This is a genomic window from Paraglaciecola sp. 2405UD69-4 (assembly GCF_047525415.1).
In the GTDB taxonomy this organism is placed as follows: domain Bacteria; phylum Pseudomonadota; class Gammaproteobacteria; order Enterobacterales; family Alteromonadaceae; genus Paraglaciecola.
Map to the genome: position 1 here is coordinate 170,717 of NZ_JBLIXM010000002.1, position 19,532 is coordinate 190,248.

General features: G+C 40.8%; 16 protein-coding genes. 5 read left to right on the forward strand and 11 right to left on the reverse strand.

The genetic code is table 11. From position 1 onward, the window contains the following. Positions 1-130: 130 nt before the first annotated feature. A complete protein-coding gene (locus ACMUMK_RS07320; RefSeq protein ID WP_414700479.1) occupies positions 131-499 on the reverse strand; it encodes a glutathione S-transferase N-terminal domain-containing protein in 369 nt (122 codons plus the stop codon). 126 nt (positions 500-625) lie between these two features. On the opposite strand from ACMUMK_RS07320, the gene ACMUMK_RS07325 reads away from it, so the two are divergent. Beyond that, entirely contained in the window at positions 626-838 is a 213-nt protein-coding gene (locus ACMUMK_RS07325; RefSeq protein WP_414700480.1) for an RNA-binding S4 domain-containing protein, read from the forward strand. Between the two features lie 50 nt (positions 839-888). On the opposite strand, the gene yiaA is transcribed toward ACMUMK_RS07325, so the two are convergent. Beyond that, positions 889-1,332, reverse strand: coding sequence for an inner membrane protein YiaA (gene yiaA / locus ACMUMK_RS07330; RefSeq protein WP_414700481.1), 444 nt, complete (start codon positions 1,330-1,332; stop codon positions 889-891). A 326-nt stretch (positions 1,333-1,658) separates the two neighbouring features. Continuing rightward, entirely contained in the window at positions 1,659-2,381 is a 723-nt protein-coding gene (gene cysZ, locus ACMUMK_RS07335; RefSeq protein WP_414701381.1) for a sulfate transporter CysZ, read from the reverse strand. Positions 2,382-2,587: 206 nt separating this feature from the next. Here cysZ and smc point away from each other — a divergent pair, with 206 nt between their 5' ends. The 4 genes from smc to ACMUMK_RS07355 all read left to right on the forward strand — a co-directional run bounded on the left by smc (position 2,588) and on the right by ACMUMK_RS07355 (position 9,915). Next, a complete protein-coding gene (gene smc / locus ACMUMK_RS07340) occupies positions 2,588-6,064 on the forward strand; it encodes a chromosome segregation protein SMC (RefSeq protein WP_414700482.1) in 3,477 nt (1,158 codons plus the stop codon). 48 nt (positions 6,065-6,112) lie between these two features. Next, positions 6,113-7,477: a cell division protein ZipA gene (gene zipA / locus ACMUMK_RS07345; protein ID WP_414700483.1), complete on the forward strand. Its 1,365-nt coding sequence runs from the start codon at positions 6,113-6,115 to the stop codon at positions 7,475-7,477. Positions 7,478-7,545: 68 nt separating this feature from the next. Continuing rightward, positions 7,546-9,582, forward strand: coding sequence for an NAD-dependent DNA ligase LigA (ligA, locus tag ACMUMK_RS07350; protein ID WP_414700484.1), 2,037 nt, complete (start codon positions 7,546-7,548; stop codon positions 9,580-9,582). Next, positions 9,583-9,915, forward strand: coding sequence for a DUF3392 domain-containing protein (locus tag ACMUMK_RS07355; RefSeq protein WP_414700485.1), 333 nt, complete (start codon positions 9,583-9,585; stop codon positions 9,913-9,915). A 99-nt stretch (positions 9,916-10,014) separates the two neighbouring features. Here ACMUMK_RS07355 and glpT read toward each other — a convergent pair whose 3' ends face one another. From glpT to xdhA, 8 genes are all read right to left on the reverse strand, one after another. Then, complete coding sequence (gene glpT, locus ACMUMK_RS07360) at positions 10,015-11,364, reverse strand: glycerol-3-phosphate transporter (RefSeq protein ID WP_414700486.1); 1,350 nt, start codon at positions 11,362-11,364, stop codon at positions 10,015-10,017. A gap of 65 nt (positions 11,365-11,429) precedes the next feature. Continuing rightward, a complete protein-coding gene (locus ACMUMK_RS07365) occupies positions 11,430-12,656 on the reverse strand; it encodes a urate hydroxylase PuuD (protein ID WP_414700487.1) in 1,227 nt (408 codons plus the stop codon). Next, entirely contained in the window at positions 12,646-13,971 is a 1,326-nt protein-coding gene (gene guaD, locus ACMUMK_RS07370; RefSeq protein ID WP_414700488.1) for a guanine deaminase, read from the reverse strand. Before guaD ends, ACMUMK_RS07365 begins: the two co-directional genes overlap by 11 nt. A 16-nt stretch (positions 13,972-13,987) precedes the next feature. Next, positions 13,988-14,314: a hydroxyisourate hydrolase gene (uraH, locus tag ACMUMK_RS07375; RefSeq protein ID WP_414700489.1), complete on the reverse strand. Its 327-nt coding sequence runs from the start codon at positions 14,312-14,314 to the stop codon at positions 13,988-13,990. Further along, positions 14,314-14,838, reverse strand: a complete 525-nt coding sequence (gene uraD, locus ACMUMK_RS07380; protein ID WP_414700490.1) for a 2-oxo-4-hydroxy-4-carboxy-5-ureidoimidazoline decarboxylase — start codon at positions 14,836-14,838, stop codon at positions 14,314-14,316. Before uraD ends, uraH begins: the two co-directional genes overlap by 1 nt. Before the next feature lie 8 nt (positions 14,839-14,846). Beyond that, a complete protein-coding gene (gene xdhC / locus ACMUMK_RS07385; RefSeq protein ID WP_414700491.1) occupies positions 14,847-15,713 on the reverse strand; it encodes a xanthine dehydrogenase accessory protein XdhC in 867 nt (288 codons plus the stop codon). Further along, on the reverse strand, positions 15,703-18,051 hold the full coding sequence (gene xdhB, locus ACMUMK_RS07390; protein WP_414700492.1) for a xanthine dehydrogenase molybdopterin binding subunit: 2,349 nt from the start codon (positions 18,049-18,051) through the stop codon (positions 15,703-15,705). The genes xdhC and xdhB overlap by 11 nt, the downstream gene beginning before the upstream one ends. Continuing rightward, positions 18,044-19,513 carry a xanthine dehydrogenase small subunit gene (xdhA, locus tag ACMUMK_RS07395; RefSeq protein ID WP_414700493.1) on the reverse strand — a complete coding sequence of 490 codons (1,470 nt, stop codon included), beginning with the start codon at positions 19,511-19,513 and terminating at the stop codon, positions 18,044-18,046. The genes xdhB and xdhA overlap by 8 nt, the downstream gene beginning before the upstream one ends. Positions 19,514-19,532: the final 19 nt, after the last annotated feature.

Consider the following 19,532-nt stretch of genomic DNA (forward strand, 5'->3'; position numbering starts at 1 on the left):
AGATTAAAAGCCACACTGCAATTTATGGTGTGGCTTTTTTATGTCTATTGGTGTTTTTAAAAGCATAAAAAAACAGTGGCCAAATAGACCACTGTTTTAAGTTTTTATTAGTTACTTTTTACAAGAAACCTTAAGAAAAACGCTCCTCTAAGTACTTAATAATTTCTGAAGACTCGTACATCCATACTACTTTCTCGCCCTCTTCAATTCGTAAACAAGGAGTTTGAATTTTGCCCCCTTGTTGTAACAACTCTTCTCTAAACGGAGATTTAGAAGCATTGCGACGAACTATAGGTAAGTTTAGTTTATGCATGACTCTTCTTGTCTTAATACAAAAAGGGCACGCAAAAAACTGATACAAAGATAAACCATGTATCGCTTTTTCTACCTGCCTTTGTTCGTCAGGTGTACGCGTTTTTTTAGCCCCTCTGGTAATTAAATCAATGGCAGCTATAAAGCTACCTAATAGATTACGAACTAGGTTAATTAAGAGTTTCATGTATTTCGCTCATTGGATCATATAAAGGGGTTAACAAGGATTTATATTGTATAGAAAATACCTAATTACTGTAATTGTTAATTGCGATGGAGTAAATTGATTTAAACAATTACAACAAGTTAGACTATGAAATATATAGAAATTAATGAAGAGCCCATTGCCTTGTATCAACTCTTAAAGTTTGAAGCATTAGTCTCTAGTGGAGGAGAAGCAAAAGCCGTAATTGATGAGGGTAAAGTGTCAGTTAACGGAGATGTTGAAACTAGGCGGCGTAAAAAAATCATGGTCGGTGACTTGGTAGAGTACGACAGTCAGGTATACACAGTAAAAGTCTGTTAAACCTTGATAGTTTAATGGGTTATGAGAGGGCTCATAACCCATAGTACATTTTATTCGGTAATAGGCTCTTCTATAAAGGCGTCTGATTCCTTGTTATCAAGTAGGTCAAATGCTTGCTTGTCACGGACATTTTTTTGAACAGTAATAGCGGCAAATAAACTTAACACATAGGACATGGCATAAAACCCTTTTTCACTTAATAATAGGTTTGCATTGATTAACCCAATAACTAATAACGCAACAGATACGCCGGCTGATGCCCAAGAGAGCATATAGTAAATTTTTGATGTATTTATCCCTTCAGCTTTATCTCTGATGGTTTTTTGTAGTGAGACCATAGAAAACAAGCCATATAAAATTATTGCAAGATAATAACCTTTTTCATTCAATGCCATGTCTGCATTAAACAAACCGATTCCGTAGGCACCAGCGCCAACTATAAGGGCAACAATAGAAGCTAATGTATAAGGCTTAGTGGGGGCTTGGATTTTCATAGTAGTTCCTTGATATTTAATTTTGCAGTTGAGTAACTGGTTATAAAGTTATCAAAGTCTAAGAATTAATAAACCTTTCTATGACTTGTATCTAATTCATAGTACCAAGGTATAGATATTTAATACTTTGCGGCGCTAAGGTACACATTTAAGCCGTAAGGCGATTGGTAAGGAGTATTTAAGATTTTTGTTTAGTCATTACCATTAAGGGAAAACAAAAGAGAGAAGGTGGAGTTTAGATTCTGATAGCTTTAATAAGAGAATGATGTGTAACTAGGCTGCTACCTTTAGTATGCAACAGCCGAATGTTTAAATGAAGATTATGGTTAAACCTGATCTTTTAATTCTTCAACCCATAATGCAGTAGCGCCACAGACTGCAACGGGCATCACTAGGAAATTAACAATAGGGATCATAGAACAAATACTTACCGTTATTCCGAAGCTAAAACTCTGCGATTTATTATTCCCTAATACGTATTTCATCCTAGAGAAGGGTACCTTATGGTTATCAAACGGGTAATCGCAATATTGTATTGCCATCATCCAAGCACTAAATAAAAACCATAAAACTTGTCCAAATAACGGGAGAATAAAAAATAATAACAGGAAGCCTATGGCTCGTGGCAAGTAGTAACTTAATTTTGCTAATTCCCGTCCTAGGGTGCGGGGGATATCTTTAAATATATCTAACAAGCCAGTGTCATCCATTGTTTGCCCAGTTAAGTGCTGCTCAACTTTTTCAGCAAGTAAGCCATTAAAAGGTGCGGCTATCCAGTTAGCTAAGGTGCCAAATATTAATGAAAAAACAAGGAGTATGCTGATAACTGCTATAGGCCAAATAATGTAGCTTAACCCTTGCTTCAACCAGCTTAGCCATTCCCAATCTGGGATCAGGTCTACCATCCAGACAATGCTGGCACTAATTTCACCAAATAGAAAATAAATTGCCACAGAAAACAATACTAGGTTTATAGCTAAAGGAAAAAACACAAATCGTTTTAAACCTTTAGTTGAAATCAGGCTAAACCCCAATAAAAAATAATGCATAGTAAACTTATTAACCTTATGTTTTGTTTGAATTAACTTAGTTAAAAACCAGTACAAGCTGTAAATTGATGAAGAGAAGTATACGGAACTCACACAGATGTTCAAAACGTCAATTGTTACACTTGATGACTTTTGGTACATTCATCTCCTGAACAATAATAATTATAATATTTTTAGGGACTATACGACCTAGTGTCTTTCAATTTATGCGCCTGAAAAAAATAAAATTGGCTGGATTTAAGTCTTTTGTTGATCCAACCACCATCCCATTTCCAGATGATATGACGGCCGTCGTTGGCCCGAACGGCTGTGGAAAATCTAATGTCATTGATGCAGTGCGTTGGGTGCTTGGTGAAAGCTCGGCTAAAAACCTCCGTGGTGACGCTATGACCGATGTTATTTTTAATGGGTCAACGGCGAGAAAGCCAGTTTCTCAGTGTAGTGTTGAATTAGTTTTTGATAATTCTCAGGGCCGCATCCAAGGGGAATACGCCGGTTACAACGAGCTTTCTGTAAAGCGTATTGTGACTAAAGAGGCTAAATCTAGCTACTTATTAAATAATGCTAAATGTCGTCGCCGTGATGTAACTGACCTGTTTTTAGGGACAGGGTTAGGGCCTAGAAGCTATGCCATTATAGAGCAGGGCATGATTTCTCGGTTAATCGAGTCCAAACCTCAAGAGTTGAGGGTGTTTATTGAAGAAGCTGCTGGCGTGTCTAAATATAAAGAAAGAAGGCGCGAAACAGAGACTCGAATTCGTCATACCAAAGAAAATCTCGAACGCTTAGAAGACGTGCGCGGTGAGTTAGGGCAACAACTAGAAAAACTGCAACGTCAGGCAGCTGCAGCTAATCGATATAAAGAATTAAAGAAAAATGAGCGACAGTATAAAGTAGAGCTCGCTGCGCTGCGTTGGCTCAAACATAGTAAGAAAGTAGAGCTGTTAGAAGCTGATATTACTCAAAAGAATGCTGATATTGAAGCCTATGTGGCTACTCAACGTAATGAAGAAAAAGACATAACCCTCTACAAAGAGCAGCAGAGTGATCTAAAGCAAAAAATTTCAGATATTCAGCAGCAGCTATTTAAGGTGAGCACAGATATCACCCGTATTGAACAAATTCAGATCCATACCAAGCAAAGGCAACAACAAATCCAGAAAGACTCTCAGGGCCTGAGAGAAGAAATTACTGATATTGAAATATCGCAGCAACAACACATAGACACCATTGAAGATCTAGTACAACAGATACAATTAGCTGAGCCAGAGAAAGAGCTGTTAGATGAAGAAGTAGAGCAAGCCCAATTATCTTTAATGGCTTCTGAAGAAGAGTTGAGTCAAGCGCAACATGCCTGGCGAGCGCAAGATCAAAAGTTCAATCTAAGCAAGCAACAAGCTCAAAGTTGTCATGGCAAAATCCAAACTATTATGTCAATGCAGTTACGGACACAGCAACGTATTGGTGAGCTAAAAGATGAGTTGGCTATGGAATCAGATGAAGATCTAGGTTATCAAATTGAGCAATGCCAAGAGCAAATTCTTTTAAAAGAACAAAACATAACTGAGTCAGCAGAGCTAGTAGAGACAAATTCAAAATTAGAAAACCAGTATATTGAAGAACAAGTTCAAGCTAATCAGGTACAGGTAAGTATTCAAGGAGAGTTACAAAGTCTACAAGCTCAGATCTCCGCATTACATGCTCTGCAACTATCATCACAAAAAAATAGCTCATTAGCTGATTTACTTGATTCCCACAATCTAGACGCTACCACCTGGTGGCAAACCCTAGATATACAGACTGGATGGGAAAAAGCTTTTGAAACCGTAACCTTAAATTGGCAAGGGGCAATGGAAGTTAGCAATAATAGCATTCTTGAGTCACTCAATTCTCAGGTTGGGGGGCTATGGGCCTTTGCTGACAAATATATTGATGTAATACCTGCAGATTCGCTAGCCAGTAAACTAAACAATAAAAAAGTCCCCGTTTGGTTGACGCATATTATGTTTGCTGAAGACCAAGATGAAGCAACATCTCTGCTATCTAAGCTAAAAAGCCACCAATCAGTCGTTACTAAAGAAGGTGTTTGGTTTGGACCTGATTGGATGATATCTGGGCCTGTTGAGCAAGAGGCGGGTTTGCTGCAAAGAGCCAGTCAGATAAAAATACTAGAAACAGAAAAAGAAAACACAGCAAAACGCTTAGAAGAGTCACAATTAGCACTTCAAGAATTAAAACAGTTATTAGATGCAGCTAAAGAACAACATAAGCTCGCAAAGCATCAGCTTGATGAGCATAAACAACAATGGCAAGAATATAAAAATCAATTGCAGCTGTTTACAGGTCAACAGCAACAACAATTGAGTAGACATAGCCGCCTAATAGAAGAGTTAAATCGCTACCAAGAAACATTTGAAGATGAAAAGCAGCAGCTCGAAGAATTAGCGATGCAAGCTGAAGAGCTAGATCAAGCGGTTGAGGTGCTTCAAGAGCAACAAATAACAGCAGAAGAAGACAGAGAGCGATATCAACAAAACATAGCCACTAACCGTAGCAAATTAGAAAGCGGAAAAACCAATTTACATCGACTAGCACTGCACTTACAAAGTATCCAAGGTCAGCATAAAACCTTAACTACCGAACAACAGCGGGAGCAGCAACGATTAGAGACAATAAAGCAGAACTTAGATTTATTGCAAGCTGAGCTCGCGGAACTAGCAATGCCTTTAGAAGAGCAAGTTGAGAATTTACAACAATATCTAGATCTAAAAGCATCCCTTGAAGTTGAGCAGAACCACTTGTCGGAACGCTTGTCAGAGGTAGAAGAAAAACTAATCGAAGCAGAAAAAGGCCAACAAGGGGTTACCGACAAGATCCAAGCCATGCTTACTGAATTACAAGCTGTGAAGTTAGAGTGTGAAGGCTATCGCGTCCGTGCAAATGGTTTTCTAGAGCAAGTAGAAGAGATGCAGCAGAAGCTACAAACTGTGTTGGATAGTATGGACGACAATGCTGATGAAAATGAGTGGCAACGATTACTAGATAAAACCACAGCATCAGTAAGTCGTTTAGGGGCAGTGAATTTGGCCGCAGTAGAAGAGTACGAAGTTCAAGCCCAGCGGAAACAGCATTTAGATGACCAGAATGACGATCTGGTGTCGGCTATGGAGATTCTAGAGCAAGCAATACGCAAAATCGATAAAGAGACTAGAACCCGTTTTAAAGAGACCTTTGATATAGTCAATGATGATTTGAAAATGTTGTTTCCTAAGGTGTTCGGCGGTGGCTCTGCATATTTAGCATTAACGGATGATGACTTACTGGAAACTGGCGTAACCATAATGGCAAGACCGCCGGGAAAGAAAAACAGTACAATTCACCTGCTTTCGGGTGGTGAAAAAGCGCTGACCGCTTTATCATTAGTGTTTGCCATATTTAGGTTAAACCCGGCGCCATTTTGTTTGTTAGATGAAGTGGATGCGCCTCTTGATGATGCTAACGTAGGGCGTTTTTGTAAATTAGTATCTGAAATGTCAAAAAGTGTGCAGTTTATTTATATTACCCATAATAAAATTGCAATGGAAATGGCCACCCACTTAACAGGTGTCACAATGGCTGAGCCTGGTGTTTCAAGAATGGTAGCGGTGGACGTAGAAGAAGCGGTTGCAATTGCAAATGCTTAAAGTGCGTTAACCATAAATTATAAAGAATAAAAAGTACGAGTGAATTAAATGGAAGATGTTTTACGTTGGTCATTATTAGTAGTCGGCAGTTGTGTCATCATAGGTGTAGCCGTACATGGTATATGGGTTTCACGTAAAAATAGTGAACAAAAAACAACTAAAAAAAGAGCCAAACCTATCCTTCAGTCTGATGATCTTTATGAAGAAAATGAGCTGTCCGATGACTCAGAAGTGGTAACTGATATTAATGAAAACATAGTTGAGCCACCGCTAGCAGAGCAAGATGATGCCTTGTCTAAAGATGACTTAGGTACGGATAAATTTGATGATTTAGGTATTGGCAGTGTCAGAGTAGTGTCAACAACTGCAGATACCGACCCCAAAGCCCCAACAGGGCCAGAAACGACAGAAGTCGAAGCTGCGAAAGAAGCAAAGGTAACACAAGAGTCAAATGCCAAATCAGGGCGCATCTATGCATCTGTAGTTACTCAGCCTAAACCTGAATATGTTAAGAAAAGTCATGTTTCTATGAACCAGAGCAGCGAGCTTAGTCAACCAAAGATTGTTGAGCCCAGCACAACTTCCAATTCTACAAGAGGTACGAGTCAGGCGTTCGGTCAAGTAAGTACAAGTTCTGTAACTGATGGTTATGAAGCCCCTGAGCCGCCTCCATTTTTACTTAAAAAGGGATCTTCTCAACAAGCACCAATAGTGCAAGGTTTACAAGAAACTAAAAACGCTGCAGAGCATCAAGCTGAGCTAACTACAACTAGCCAGCAAGAGCAGGTAGAAGAAAAACCATCCTTAAGCGAGCAAGCTCGTAACCTTGTAAAGCGTAAAAAGGCAGAAACCTCTCGAAAACGTCGAGAGCCTAAATTAGCTGAAGACCAACTACGCATTGATTTTGATGAAGAGGTTACAGAGCAAGTTGAGCCAAGTGCGCCAAAAGAAGCTAAAGCACAACAAACCCAAAGCGTGCAAGCTCAAGAAGTGTTAGTTTTAAACGTTAAAACCCCAGACGGAGACCCTATCTCTGGTGCTGCTTTGTTACCTATGTTACTAACACTTGGGTTTAAGTTTGGTGATCAAGATATATTCCATCGCCATGTGAACTCTAACGGTAAAGGTCCTGTATTGTTCAGCCTAGCCAATATGTTTAAGCCAGGCGTATTTGATATTGATAACCTTGAAAACTTTTCAACTCAAGGGGTCTCTTTATTTATGATTTTGCCCATAGAGGGCGAACCCCATCAGGTCTTCAATATGATGCATAATGCCGCTAGAAAAATCGCTGAGGAATTTTCAGCTCAAATCTACGATGCAAAACGCACCTTGTTAACCAAACAAAGCCTACAACAATATGTTGAAAAAATTCGAGAATTCGAACGCCAACGTATGCTACAAAACGGGTAAAACTTACTTATTATCCCCTTGCTTGAAGTGAGGGGAACGCTTAACTTCTTTTCTATGGAATGCTTTTTATGGCAGTCTCGCAAGACACAATTTTAAAACTCGCTGCAATCAAATCCACCATTACCGAATACAATTATCAATATTATGTATTGGATAACCCTTCAGTACCTGATGTTGAATACGACAGACAAATGCAGGCTTTAAAAGCCATTGAAGCTGCACATCCAGAATTACTTACCCCGGATTCGCCTAGCCAAAAAGTAGGTGACATGCCATTGCCTGAATTTGAGCAGGTAGAGCATGAAGTTCCTATGCTGTCTTTAGATAACGCTTTTGATGAAGAAACCTTTCTGGCCTTTGAAAAGCGAATGAAAGATAGATTAAAGCGTGATGTTAACATTGCTTTTAGCTGTGAGCCGAAACTTGACGGCTTAGCGGTAAGCTTACTTTATGAAAACGGAAAATTGGTCCGTGGTGCCACAAGAGGCGATGGTAGAATAGGAGAGAACATTACAACCAATGTACGTACTATTCGCAATATTCCCCTAACCTTAAGAGGTAATGATTACCCTCAGCGCCTAGAAGTTAGGGGCGAGGTAGTGATGAGCCGTGATGGATTTATTAAGCTAAATGAAACCCAATTAGCAGAGGGTAAAAAGGTTTTTGCTAATCCTAGAAACGCTGCTGCTGGTAGCTTAAGGCAACTAGACTCCCGTATTACAGCCAAACGACCCTTAATGTTTTTCACCTACTCCCTTGGTTTAGTAGAAGGCGAACAGAACCCTCTAGCTGATACCCACTCAGCCCGTTTAAAACAATTAAGTGAATGGGGATTACCTCTTAGCCAAGAATTACAGGTAGCCCAAGACGCGACAGGGTGCTTAGCATACTATCAAGCTATTGGTGCAAAACGAGATGCTTTAAACTACGACATTGATGGCGTGGTGTTTAAAGCTGATGATATTGCTTTACAGCAAGAGCTTGGCTTTGTGGCTAGAGCTCCCCGTTGGGCCATTGCCCATAAGTTTCCTGCCCAAGAAGAAATGACAGTAGTGCAAGAGGTAGAGTTTCAAGTAGGGCGAACGGGCGCCATAACACCTGTTGCTAGATTAGAGCCGGTATTTGTTGGTGGTGTTACAGTATCTAATGCCACGCTACATAACCAAGATGAGATACAGCGCTTAGGCTTAAAAGTAGGTGATACGGTTATCATTAGGCGAGCAGGGGATGTTATTCCTCAAGTCGTATCGGTTATTATAGAAAAGCGCCCAGCAGATGCTAAAGATATTGTTTTCCCGAAAACATGTCCTATCTGTGATTCGAATATAGAAAAGCTTGAAGATGAAGCCGTTGCCAGGTGCACTGGTGGCTTATATTGCGCCGCTCAATTAAAAGAGTCTATGAAGCACTTCGCATCTCGAAAAGCTTTCGATATTGATGGCTTGGGAGACAAAATTATCGAGCAACTGGTTGATCAAAAGCTTGTTAAAACTCCAGCTGACTTTTTTAAACTTGAATTAGTACAGATATCAAATCTAGAGCGTATGGGTGAAAAGTCCGCGGCTAATTTGATTCAGTCTTTAGAAAAAAGTAAACAAACAACCTTAGCTAAATTTATCTATTCGTTGGGTATTAGAGAAGTAGGTGAAGCTACAGCTGGTAATTTAGCTGCGCATTACTGTGAGTTAGACGCAATTAAAGCCGCCAGTTTAGAAAGCTTGCAAGAAGTAAGCGATGTTGGGGTAATTGTAGCTCAGCACCTAGTTAATTTTTTTACTGAAGCCCACAACCTGCAGGTCATTAATGATTTACTAGCAGTTGGGATCCACTGGCCCAAAGTTGAAAAAATTGCCTTAGATTCGTTGCCACTAGCAGGCCAAACCTATGTCTTAACGGGTACCCTGTCACAAATGGACAGAAACACAGCCAAAGCTAAATTACAAAGCTTAGGCGCTAAAGTCTCTGGTAGTGTATCTGCAAAGACAAGTTGTTTGATAGCAGGTGAAAAAGCCGGGTCTAAGCTTAGTAAAGCTGAAAGCCTTGGTATAAAGGTGCTAAACGAGCAAGGTATGTTGGATCTATTTAATGAGTTGGAGAGTCACTAAATGCAGTGGCTTTACAATGGGCTTTCTAATATTAGTGCTTTTATGCAGCCATATTATAGTGAGATAGCCCTGACTTTAATCGCCACTATATTAGTCGTATTTGGTGACCTCCTTAACAAATATATAAAGCGGCTGATTAGCCCATATCATTTTATTATTCGTACCTGTGTGTTTGTACTTATCTGTGCGTTTGGTTACGGGCTTCTTATTGTGTTTGTTACTCCCTATATTAAGCAATTGATTTTACTAATACCCCATACTTATCGGGGGCTAGGGATCATCTCTGCATTTTTGTTATTAGGGTATTTAGCAGAAAACAGGCGATATATTTAAACAAAAAGGCTAAAAAAGGCAGCGAAATCACTTGTATATAGCACTTTTCGCTCACCTAGTATTTTAGCTTTTTTGTAACTTGACCTAGCAAGCTAAGGTTTATGCTTTGTTAGCGTGGCTTTCATGGGCAACTTCATGCTTTAAGGTCATAGCTATTAATAAGATGGCGCAAATACAACCGCCAACTAAGAGTACAAAGCCACCATCCCATCCAAAATGATCCACTGTGTATCCTAATGCTATGTTGGCGACAACGGCACCTCCAAGGTAGCCAAACAAGCCTGTTAATCCAGCGGCCGTCCCTGCAGCCTTTTTGGGGACTAGTTCTAATGCAAATAAACCAATTAACATGACTGGGCCATATATCAAAAAGCCTATTGCCATTAATGCTGCAATGTCGATGTTTGGATTACCAGCTGGATTAAACCAATAAACAAGTACAGCTGCGAGCACGAGTACCATATAAAGTATCGCCGCTGGAGCTCTGCGGCCTTTGAAGCAGGCATCACTGATATAGCCGCATAAAAGGGTGCCAGGAATACCGGCCCATTCATATAAAAAGTAGGCCCATGAGCTTTTATTAAAAGAGAAGTCTTTTACTTCGTATAAGTAGGTTGGAGCCCAGTCTAATACTCCGTAACGAATTAGATAAACGAAGGCATTTGCCACGGCGATAAACCATAAAAGTTTATTATTGAGAACATATTTTAGGAATATCTCTTTGGCACTAAACTCTGCTTCGTGTTTATCTTGATAATTTTTAGGGTAGTCTTGACGGTGTTCTTCAATAGGCGGCAAGCCACAGGATTGAGGGGTATCTTTTAGTGTAAAAAATATAAAAACAGCTATAAATGATGCTACCGCGGCAGGTACATAAAAGATACTGTTCCAGTCGTTAAACCAAGCCATTCCCAAAATAGCCAATGGTCCTATTAAACCGCCACCAAGGTTATGGGCAATGTTCCAGAATGAAACTGTTTGGCCTCTTTCATTTCCAGAAAACCAGTGCACCATAGTGCGACCACAGGCAGGCCAGCCCATTCCTTGCGCCCATCCGTTAAGAAATAACAAAATAAATATTGACGTTACACTCGCGGTGGCCCAAGAGGTAAAACCAAATAGAAACATCACAGCTGCAGAGAGCAATAGGCCTGTGGAGAGGAAATACCTTGGGTTACTGCGGTCAGATACACTGCCCATCAAGAACTTGCTTAAGCCGTATGCGATAGATACAGCTGAAAGTGCTAAACCTAGCTCGCCTTTGGTAAAACCTTGCTCTTCAATAAGAAAGGGCATGGCAAGAGAGAAGTTTTTACGGACCAGGTAGTAGCCCGCATATCCAACAAAAATGCCTATAAACACTTGCCAGCGCAAGTGTTTATAGGTGTTATCAATGTTTTCTGCAGGTAAACGCTCAAGGTGAGCTGCAGGTTTAAAAATACCGAACATAATAGTTTGACCTAATTGTTTTTCTCAATTAGAACAAAATATTAGTATTAGATATATGACTAAATTTACTTGTTTGCGAACCAACGGGCGATGACTTGCCTTTCTTCCTCCGTCATACCTGTGCGATTCATCAATGGCATATCTTTAGTCACCACAGCCCTTTGATGTATTAATGCTGCTTTAGACTCAATCTCGTCCCAAGTGTCATATTTAACACCTAGTGGTGCAATCACAAAAATATCATCGGTTGGTGCTGCTGAGTGACAATTTGCACAGTGCACCTGCATAACATCAAATACAGCTTGTTGATCTGGGTTTAGTACTTTAGGTTCAGCTTGCACTGCAGCTATGGCTTGCTCTTCAAGGGTAGTTGGCTGTGGTGCAACTGCTACTGTTGCAGGCATAGAAACCCAGTAGGCAATGGCAAACATTCCAATTGCGCCGCTTACCAAGATTGAAGGTCGTGAAATACCTATATGTTTAAGGTTGAAATAGTGACGTATCCAAGCAGATACTAGGCCAATAGCCATTAACACCAGCCATGCTTGTTCATGCTGATAAGTCATAGCATAGTGATTGCTGATCATTATAAACAACAAGGGCAGGGTAAGGTAATTGTTGTGCACTGAACGTAGTTTGGCGCCTAAGCCCCAGCTTGGATCGATTTCAGTTTTATTGGTAACGGCATCTACCATCAAGCGCTGTGCGGGCATTATTTTGAAGAAAACGTTGCCTGCCATGATTGTGCCGATCAATGCCCCAACATGTATGAAAGCACCACGGCCACTAAACCAATGGGTTGCTAGATAACTTACAGCGGCTAATAGAATCAAAAACATGAGCCCAAACGCTTTAGGGTAACGACCTAGTGGGCTGCGACATGCTGCTTCATAAATGAATAAACCGCCAAAAATTAGCGCTAAGCCCCTTGCTATGGCTTCACCAGGTGTTAAGTCCATTACTGATGTATCTATTAGATAAATAGCTGCGCCGTGGTAATACACTAAACTCAAAAGTAAAAAGCCGCTTATCCAAGTGGTGTAGGCTTCCCATTTAAACCAGTGAAGTTTTTGGGGGATAACTTCAGGGCCATATTCGTATTTGGCTACTTCGTAAAACCCACCACCATGGACGGCCCAAAGGTCTCCTTTTATACCTTTTTTCTTTTTCCAATCTGGAGGGGTATCCAAATTGTTATCAAGCCAAACAAAATAAAACGAAGCACCTATCCAGGCAACGCCGGCAATAACGTGAAACCAACGAATAAATAGTGAAATCCAATCAAGTAACATTATGTGCTTCCTCTTTTGTTTGTTTCTTGGCTTGATAAACTGGCTCACCTGCTACGTAGGTAGCATGTATGGCTCTGTCATCAGCTAACATACTTAATGCGAAGATTAAGTCTTGGGGGGTTCTATGGTTTTCAAAACGAAGTGTTGTTAACTCATCAAACTCAGGATCGAGTATGACAAAATCTGCGTCAGTATCCACATTAAGGTTACCAATTTTATCATCTAGCCCTAGGGTAACTGCAGCGCCTTGGGTCATAAGGTAAAGACCTTGCATAGGGTCGATTTGATTCCCTTTAAGCTGGCATATTTTGTATGCTTCACCTAGGGTTTTCAGCATACTAAAACTTGTACCACCACCTACGTCTGTGGCTAGCATTACAGGTACGTTTTCTTGTTGTGCTTTGGCCAAATCAAATAGACCACTGCCTAAAAATAAATTGGAAGTAGGGCAAAATGCGATACTGGCTTGGGTTTCTCTTAACCTTTGCCACTCAGTTTGCTCTAAATGTATACCATGGCCAAACACTGCGCCTTTACGCAGCAGATTGTAATGGTCGTAAACGTCTAAATAATTTTTACGCTCAGGGAATAACTCTTTTACCCAAGCTATTTCATTATGGTTTTCAGATAGGTGCGTTTGAATGTAAACATCAGGATATTGCTGGGCCAACTCTCCAAGTGCGTGTAGCTGCTCTTTGGTACTTGTAGGTGCAAACCTTGGGGTAATGGCATATTTTAAACGGCCATTGTTGTGCCAAGTGTCTATCAAATCTGCGCTATCTCGTTGTGCACTTTCTGGAGTATCTTGTAGCCAATCAGGACAATGCCTGTCCATGCACACCTTACCGGCAATTAACAACATGTCAGTTTTTTGGGCTTCTTCAAACAATGCATCTGTGGCTTGCTTGTGTACCGATGAATACACCATTCCCGTGGTCGTTCCATGGCGATGAAGCTGATTTAAAAATACCTTGGCAATACGACTTGCATAGTCTTTGTTTTCAAATTTGCGCTCTACTGGAAAGGTGTAATCTGTAAGCCAATCTAATAGCTGTTCACCAAAACTTGCAAGCATTTCTGTTTGCGGGAAGTGTAAATGACTATCAATAAAACCAGGTAAGATTAACTTTCCAGAAAAGTCATGGTGAACTGCTCCAAGATATTGATTTATATTATCTTTATACTCACCAATAAACTCAACTTTGCCGTTACGCGTTACCAAAAGGCCGTCAGCGATAAACACGTAGTCAAGTTTAGGCGAGCTTGTTGCTGCAGCAAAATGCAGCAAAGAAGCGCGATAGGTTTGCGTACTCATAATGTGTGTTTTCTCACTAGCTACCGCGATAGCTGCTAAAGCCATATGGCGAAATTAGTAGTGGGACATGATAATGCCCCCCGTCTTCTATAAGCTCAAAATGTACGTCCACAAAAGGGTAAAACGCTTCTTTGTGGTGGGCTAAAAGGTAGTCTTTGGTATAAAAACGTAAGCAGTATTCACCTGCTTCAAACTTAAAGTCTTGCCACTGGTTACATCTGCCATCTGTATCTGTTAAACCTTCTATCTTAGTACCATCATATGTGGTCAATAAAAGTTGCATTCCTGCAGCAGGTTTTCCTAAGGTGGTATCTAATACATGGCTTGATAAACTAATGCTCATTATTCTACTGTTCCTTCTTCTAATCCTTTGGATATTCTCAAAAGAGTAATTTTAATTTGTTCTGCCGCTGCTAAGGTAACCTCAGTAGCCGTATCATTTTCAAGTCTTAATGTAAGGGCATCTAACATGGTTTGTGCACTTAGGCCGCTGGCGCAAATGATAAAAATAAATCCATTTTTATCTAAATAGGCTTTATTTGCTGTTGCCAATGATTGCAGTACTGCTTCATCAGCTTCTGATGCCCCTTGTTGCTCGTTACTAGCCATGTTTTTGGTTGCGGCGTACTTGGCTCTTAGACTGTTGACATCGCCAATCATTGGATGTGCTTCAAAGGCTTGTAAAAAATCACTGGTGCTGCAGGTGTTCCAAATATCTACTGCATGGGATTTGACAGCATCAACACTGGTAAAAGGACGGCCTGTCGCCATGGCCTTGAACCAAAATTCAGATGCACAGCATTGGCTAAACCAATTTTCTGCTTCAGTTGTTGATAGGGTATTTAATGCTGATAAAGATAACGTCATTTAGGCACTCACTTTTGTGGTTCAGCTACTAAAGATTTAAATAGTAGTTTGTTGTCACGCCAAGCCTGTTTTTGGGTGTCTTGGCTGGGTGATTGTGTGTTTAGTTTTTGAATAATTTGGGCAGCCATAGAAACGGCCACCTCTATTGGCTGCTTACCCGGAATATCCAACATGCCTACCGGACTCACTAAGCGTTCGATATCTGCCGCTGGCCAGCTTTTGTGCTCAAGTCGAGTAACAAACCTTCTAGCTTTGGTTTTTGAGCCGATCATGCCAATAAAAGGCAAGGCTTGATTACTTAGTGCAGCTTCTACTAAGTCAAAGTCTAACTGATGATTGTGGGTCATAATCATCACCCAAGACCCGTCGGGTAGGTTACTCAGTGTATCTTCAGGATGTTCTGAGTGTATGAGCTTGACGTTGGTTGGAAGTGATTGGTAATCAATTTCATCAAGGAGTGCTTGGCGGTTATCAATCCAATGTATTTGTAAGGGCAACTGGGCCAGAATAGGAACAAGAGCCTTTGATACATGACCTGCGCCATATATGGCAATGTGCTGAGTATGTTGGGTAAATACTTCAAACAACACATTAGTTGCTCCGCCACAACATTGACCTAATTTACTCGATAACGGGTAATGTTCTACTTTTTGAGTGGTGGCATTTTCCAATAACAATGTTCTAGCTTGCTTAGTAATCTCAAACTCTAAATGGCCGCCACCTATAGTATCGAAGGTACAGTCATCACACACCAGCATTTTGGTTCCACCATCTCTTGGTGTTGAGCCTGCGGTGGCCAAGAGTGTCACTAATACATAGCTTTTACCCTGCTGTTGACACTGATAAACAGCATCAAACCATGTGCTAGATTTCATTGCTATTATCCAACCATGCTTGTGCTAGCTCAATGGCGTTAAATACTTTTTCTGGTGTGGCAGGGGGATGCAGCACAGGGTCCACTTTATAATTAGTGATACTTGAAATGGCATCTTTTAATGCGCACCACACCGAGTTTGCCAGCATAAAGGGTGGCTCACCCACCGCTTTAGAATGATAAATACTGTCTTCGTCATTCGCCCTAGGGTAGAGATCAACATTGAATATCTCGGGGGTGTCACCAATAGCCGGTATTTTATAGGTGGCTGGGTTGTTACTAATAAGTTTACCTTTATCATCCCATAGTAATTCTTCACTGGTTAACCAGCCCATGCCCTGAATAAAGCCACCTTCAATTTGACCTATGTCGATAGCTGGGTTAATGCTTTTGCCTACATCGTGAAGTATATCAACCTGATTGACCTTGTATTCACCGGTTAAGGTATCAATTGTGACCTCAGAGCAGCTTGCTCCATAGGCAAAGTAGAAGAAAGGTCTGCCTTTTCCGGTCTCTCTATCGTAATGAATTTTAGGCGTCTTATAGAAGCCAGATGCAGAAAGAGATATACGGTTCATGTAGGCTTGCTGCACTAGTTCAGCAAAGTTTATAGTATGGGTTCCTAGAGTAACTTCTTGTTGACTAAACGCTACTTGCTGCGGATCACCTTTTACTTGCTCTGCAAAAAAGTTTGCTAACCTTTCTTTAATTGTAAGGCAGGCATTTTGCGCAGCTTTTCCGTTCAAGTCTGTGCCACTTGATGCTGCCGTTGGCGAGGTATTAGGGACTTTATCGGTACGGGTTGAGGTCACTTCAATATGGGATAGAGGTAAACCAAACTCGTTGGCAACAATTTGTCCAATTTTAGTGTGCAAGCCTTGCCCCATTTCTGTACCACCATGGCTAACTTGAATACTGCCATCGGTATAAATATGTAATAGGGCACCCGCTTGGTTTAAGTGTTTGGCTGTAAAAGAAATACCAAATTTTATTGGGGTTAACGCCAATCCTTTTTTGATAATAGGACTGGTTTCATTGAACTGGCGAATTTCGTCTCTACGCTGCCAATAATTACTAGATTTTTCTAGGCGTTGAATTAAATCTTCAAGGAGGTTGTGCTCTACTGGCATGCCATATTGGGTAGTATTGCGAGTATCTTTTTGATACAGGTTGAGCTTACGTACGGTTAATGGATCTTTGCCGACTTTACGAGCAATGGCGTCCATGATGGCTTCAGCCATAATCATACCTTGGGGACCACCGAAGCCGCGATAAGCTGTATGCGAAACTTGGTTAGTACGGCATCTATGGCCTTCTATGTAACAATCAGCAAGATAATAGCCGTTGTCAGCATGAAACATAGCGCGGTCAACTATGGCATCAGATAAATCAGGAGAGTGACCACAATTACCATTAATTTCTACGTGGGTGGCCTGCAATAATCCTTGTTCGTCCGCGCCAATATTAAAGCGGTTCTCGAATGGATGCCGCTTTCCTGTTGCTGCCATATCTAACATTCTTGGAAGGCGTATCTTCACGGCTACTTTGTTTCTTGTGGCAAGCAAAGATGCTAAACAAGCCCACTGGGCAGCTTGGGTTTCTTTACCACCAAATCCACCACCCATGCGGCGCATATCAACCACAACTTTATGTAATTTAATATCAAGGACTTCAGCTATCAGCTTTTGTACTTCACTTGGATGTTGACTGGAAGTATATACGGTAACTCTGTCTTCCTCTTCAGGAATGGCCATAGATATTTGGCCTTCAAGATACATATGCTCTTGACCGCCAATCACTAGCTCGCCACTAATTTTTAACGGGCTTTTATCGTAACTTGCTTGAAAGTCACCGTGGCGCATAAAGTGAGGAGGGCGTACAAAGTTATTCTGTCGCTTTGCTTTGTCAACAGATAGACAGGCTTCGTCTGGGGCGATCTCTATTTTTGCTTTTAGCGCTGCTTTTTGCGCAAGTGTAATAGATGTGGCTAGTACCGCAAAAATGGGTTGGCTGTGATAATGGATCTTTGAATCTGCCAGTAGAGGGTCTCCAGCAAAAACTGGCCCTATATCTTTATGACCTGGTATGTCATCAACTGTAATTACGTCAATCACACCTGGGCTAGCTTTTACTGCTTCTAGGTCAATAGAGGTAATAATCCCTGATGCTACAGGGCTAACACCAACCGCGCCATGATGAATATTGGCAGCCTCTGGAATATCGTCTACGTAGCGGGCAAGACCACTGACTTGCCTCTTACCACTTTCATGTTTATGGGATTTTCCAGCTGAGCCTTGGGTTTGACTATCGAAACCAGGTTGTGTGATAAGTTTACGCATGGCTAGTTACTCCAGTGCTGTGAGGTACATGTACCACACGAGTTGCGATTGTATTGGCTTGGTGATTACTCTCAAGCCAGAAACGCTTCCATAGATTTTCTAGCATGGTTATTCTGTATTCTTTGGTGGCTCTAACATCATCTAGTGGCGTAAAGGCTTTAGATAAAATTTGTTTACCGATTTCAAAGGTATTTGAGTTTGACCAATCTTTACCAATAACTGCCTGATTGAGTTCTTCAACAATTGCTGGAATAGCTGCAACACCACCAAAGCCAGCAGATAGACTAACCACCTTGTTATTGTCTAAAGCAATATTAAATACCGCACATACTGCAGAGATATCATCTTCGTAACGTTTTGAAATTTTATAAGCTCTAATGCTTTGATTAGGGGCTAAATATGGAATAAATATAGCCGCAACCCATTCTCCCTTTTGTAACGCAGTTTTGCGGTAATCTAAGAAAAACTCATTAGCGGGTATGGTGCGTTTATCTGTTCCATTATCGATATGGATGATTGCATTTAAGGCTAATAACACCGGTGGCATATCACCAATAGGAGAGGCATTTGCTACATTTCCTCCCAGTGTGGCTTGGTTACGTATTGGAGTGGCGGCAAAGCGCCAAAGTAATTCAGATAAATCAGGAAAATGTTTTAATAATACCGGTTCAATCTCGTTAAAGGGGAGGGCTGCGCCTATCATTACCCCCTGTTCTTGACTGTCTATGGCGATAAGTTCTGGTACTAGACTCAGAGAGATTAACTTGTCAAAAGAGTGTAACTGTTGAGTAATTTGTAGTGCTAAATCAGTACTGCCTGCAAACATTTTTGCATCTGGATAGTCTTGTATCGCTGCTGCTAACGCTTCCCTGGAGGTAGGGATTATAAGGTTATCTGTATCGATGGCATTTTTATCAATAGATTGCAGTGCAGTGATGGTTTGTGATGCTGCTTGGCTAAATTTATCGTCTGCTTTATTTGCACATACATTTAACGCGGCATCGATGATTGGTCGATATCCAGTACATCTGCATAGATTTCCCGAAAGGGCGTTGATAACTGTCTCGCGATCTGCTTCAACTGGTTGATGATAAAGGGCAAACATAGACATAATAAACCCTGGGGTACAAAATCCACACTGCGAACCATGTTCGTCAACCATGCTTTGTTGTACCGGGTGTAATTTATTATTATCACTTAAGTGCTCAACGGTAATTAATTGTTTACCATGTAGTGCAGATAAAAGTGTCACACAGCTGTTAATCGCTTTATATTTAAGAGTCTGCTCATTAGTTTTAGACACTTCTGCGATAACAACTGTACAGGCACCACAATCTCCAGAAGCACAACCTTCTTTGGTACCTGTTAATTTTTTATTCTCACGAAGATATTCTAATAAGGTTAAGTCCGCCTTTTCTTCCTGAATATGGTTCATCTGACTATTTAACAAAAAGGTGACCATCTTTTTAACTCCAGCGAAT

Bases quoted from the DNA above. Each gene is read 5' to 3' on its own strand.
- ACMUMK_RS07320 (WP_414700479.1), bottom strand. From the start codon at position 499: ATGAAACTCTTAATTAACCTAGTTCGTAATCTATTAGGTAGCTTTATA.
- smc (WP_414700482.1), top strand. From the start codon at position 2,588: ATGCGCCTGAAAAAAATAAAATTGGCTGGATTTAAGTCTTTTGTTGAT.
- yiaA (WP_414700481.1), bottom strand. From the start codon at position 1,332: ATGAAAATCCAAGCCCCCACTAAGCCTTATACATTAGCTTCTATTGTT.
- zipA (WP_414700483.1), top strand. From the start codon at position 6,113: ATGGAAGATGTTTTACGTTGGTCATTATTAGTAGTCGGCAGTTGTGTC.
- uraD (WP_414700490.1), bottom strand. From the start codon at position 14,838: ATGACGTTATCTTTATCAGCATTAAATACCCTATCAACAACTGAAGCA.
- xdhC (WP_414700491.1), bottom strand. From the start codon at position 15,713: ATGAAATCTAGCACATGGTTTGATGCTGTTTATCAGTGTCAACAGCAG.
- xdhB (WP_414700492.1), bottom strand. From the start codon at position 18,051: ATGCGTAAACTTATCACACAACCTGGTTTCGATAGTCAAACCCAAGGC.
- ACMUMK_RS07325 (WP_414700480.1), top strand. From the start codon at position 626: ATGAAATATATAGAAATTAATGAAGAGCCCATTGCCTTGTATCAACTC.
- xdhA (WP_414700493.1), bottom strand. From the start codon at position 19,513: ATGGTCACCTTTTTGTTAAATAGTCAGATGAACCATATTCAGGAAGAA.
- ACMUMK_RS07355 (WP_414700485.1), top strand. From the start codon at position 9,583: ATGCAGTGGCTTTACAATGGGCTTTCTAATATTAGTGCTTTTATGCAG.
- uraH (WP_414700489.1), bottom strand. From the start codon at position 14,314: ATGAGCATTAGTTTATCAAGCCATGTATTAGATACCACCTTAGGAAAA.
- glpT (WP_414700486.1), bottom strand. From the start codon at position 11,364: ATGTTCGGTATTTTTAAACCTGCAGCTCACCTTGAGCGTTTACCTGCA.
- ACMUMK_RS07365 (WP_414700487.1), bottom strand. From the start codon at position 12,656: ATGTTACTTGATTGGATTTCACTATTTATTCGTTGGTTTCACGTTATT.
- guaD (WP_414700488.1), bottom strand. From the start codon at position 13,971: ATGAGTACGCAAACCTATCGCGCTTCTTTGCTGCATTTTGCTGCAGCA.
- cysZ (WP_414701381.1), bottom strand. From the start codon at position 2,381: ATGCATTATTTTTTATTGGGGTTTAGCCTGATTTCAACTAAAGGTTTA.
- ligA (WP_414700484.1), top strand. From the start codon at position 7,546: ATGGCAGTCTCGCAAGACACAATTTTAAAACTCGCTGCAATCAAATCC.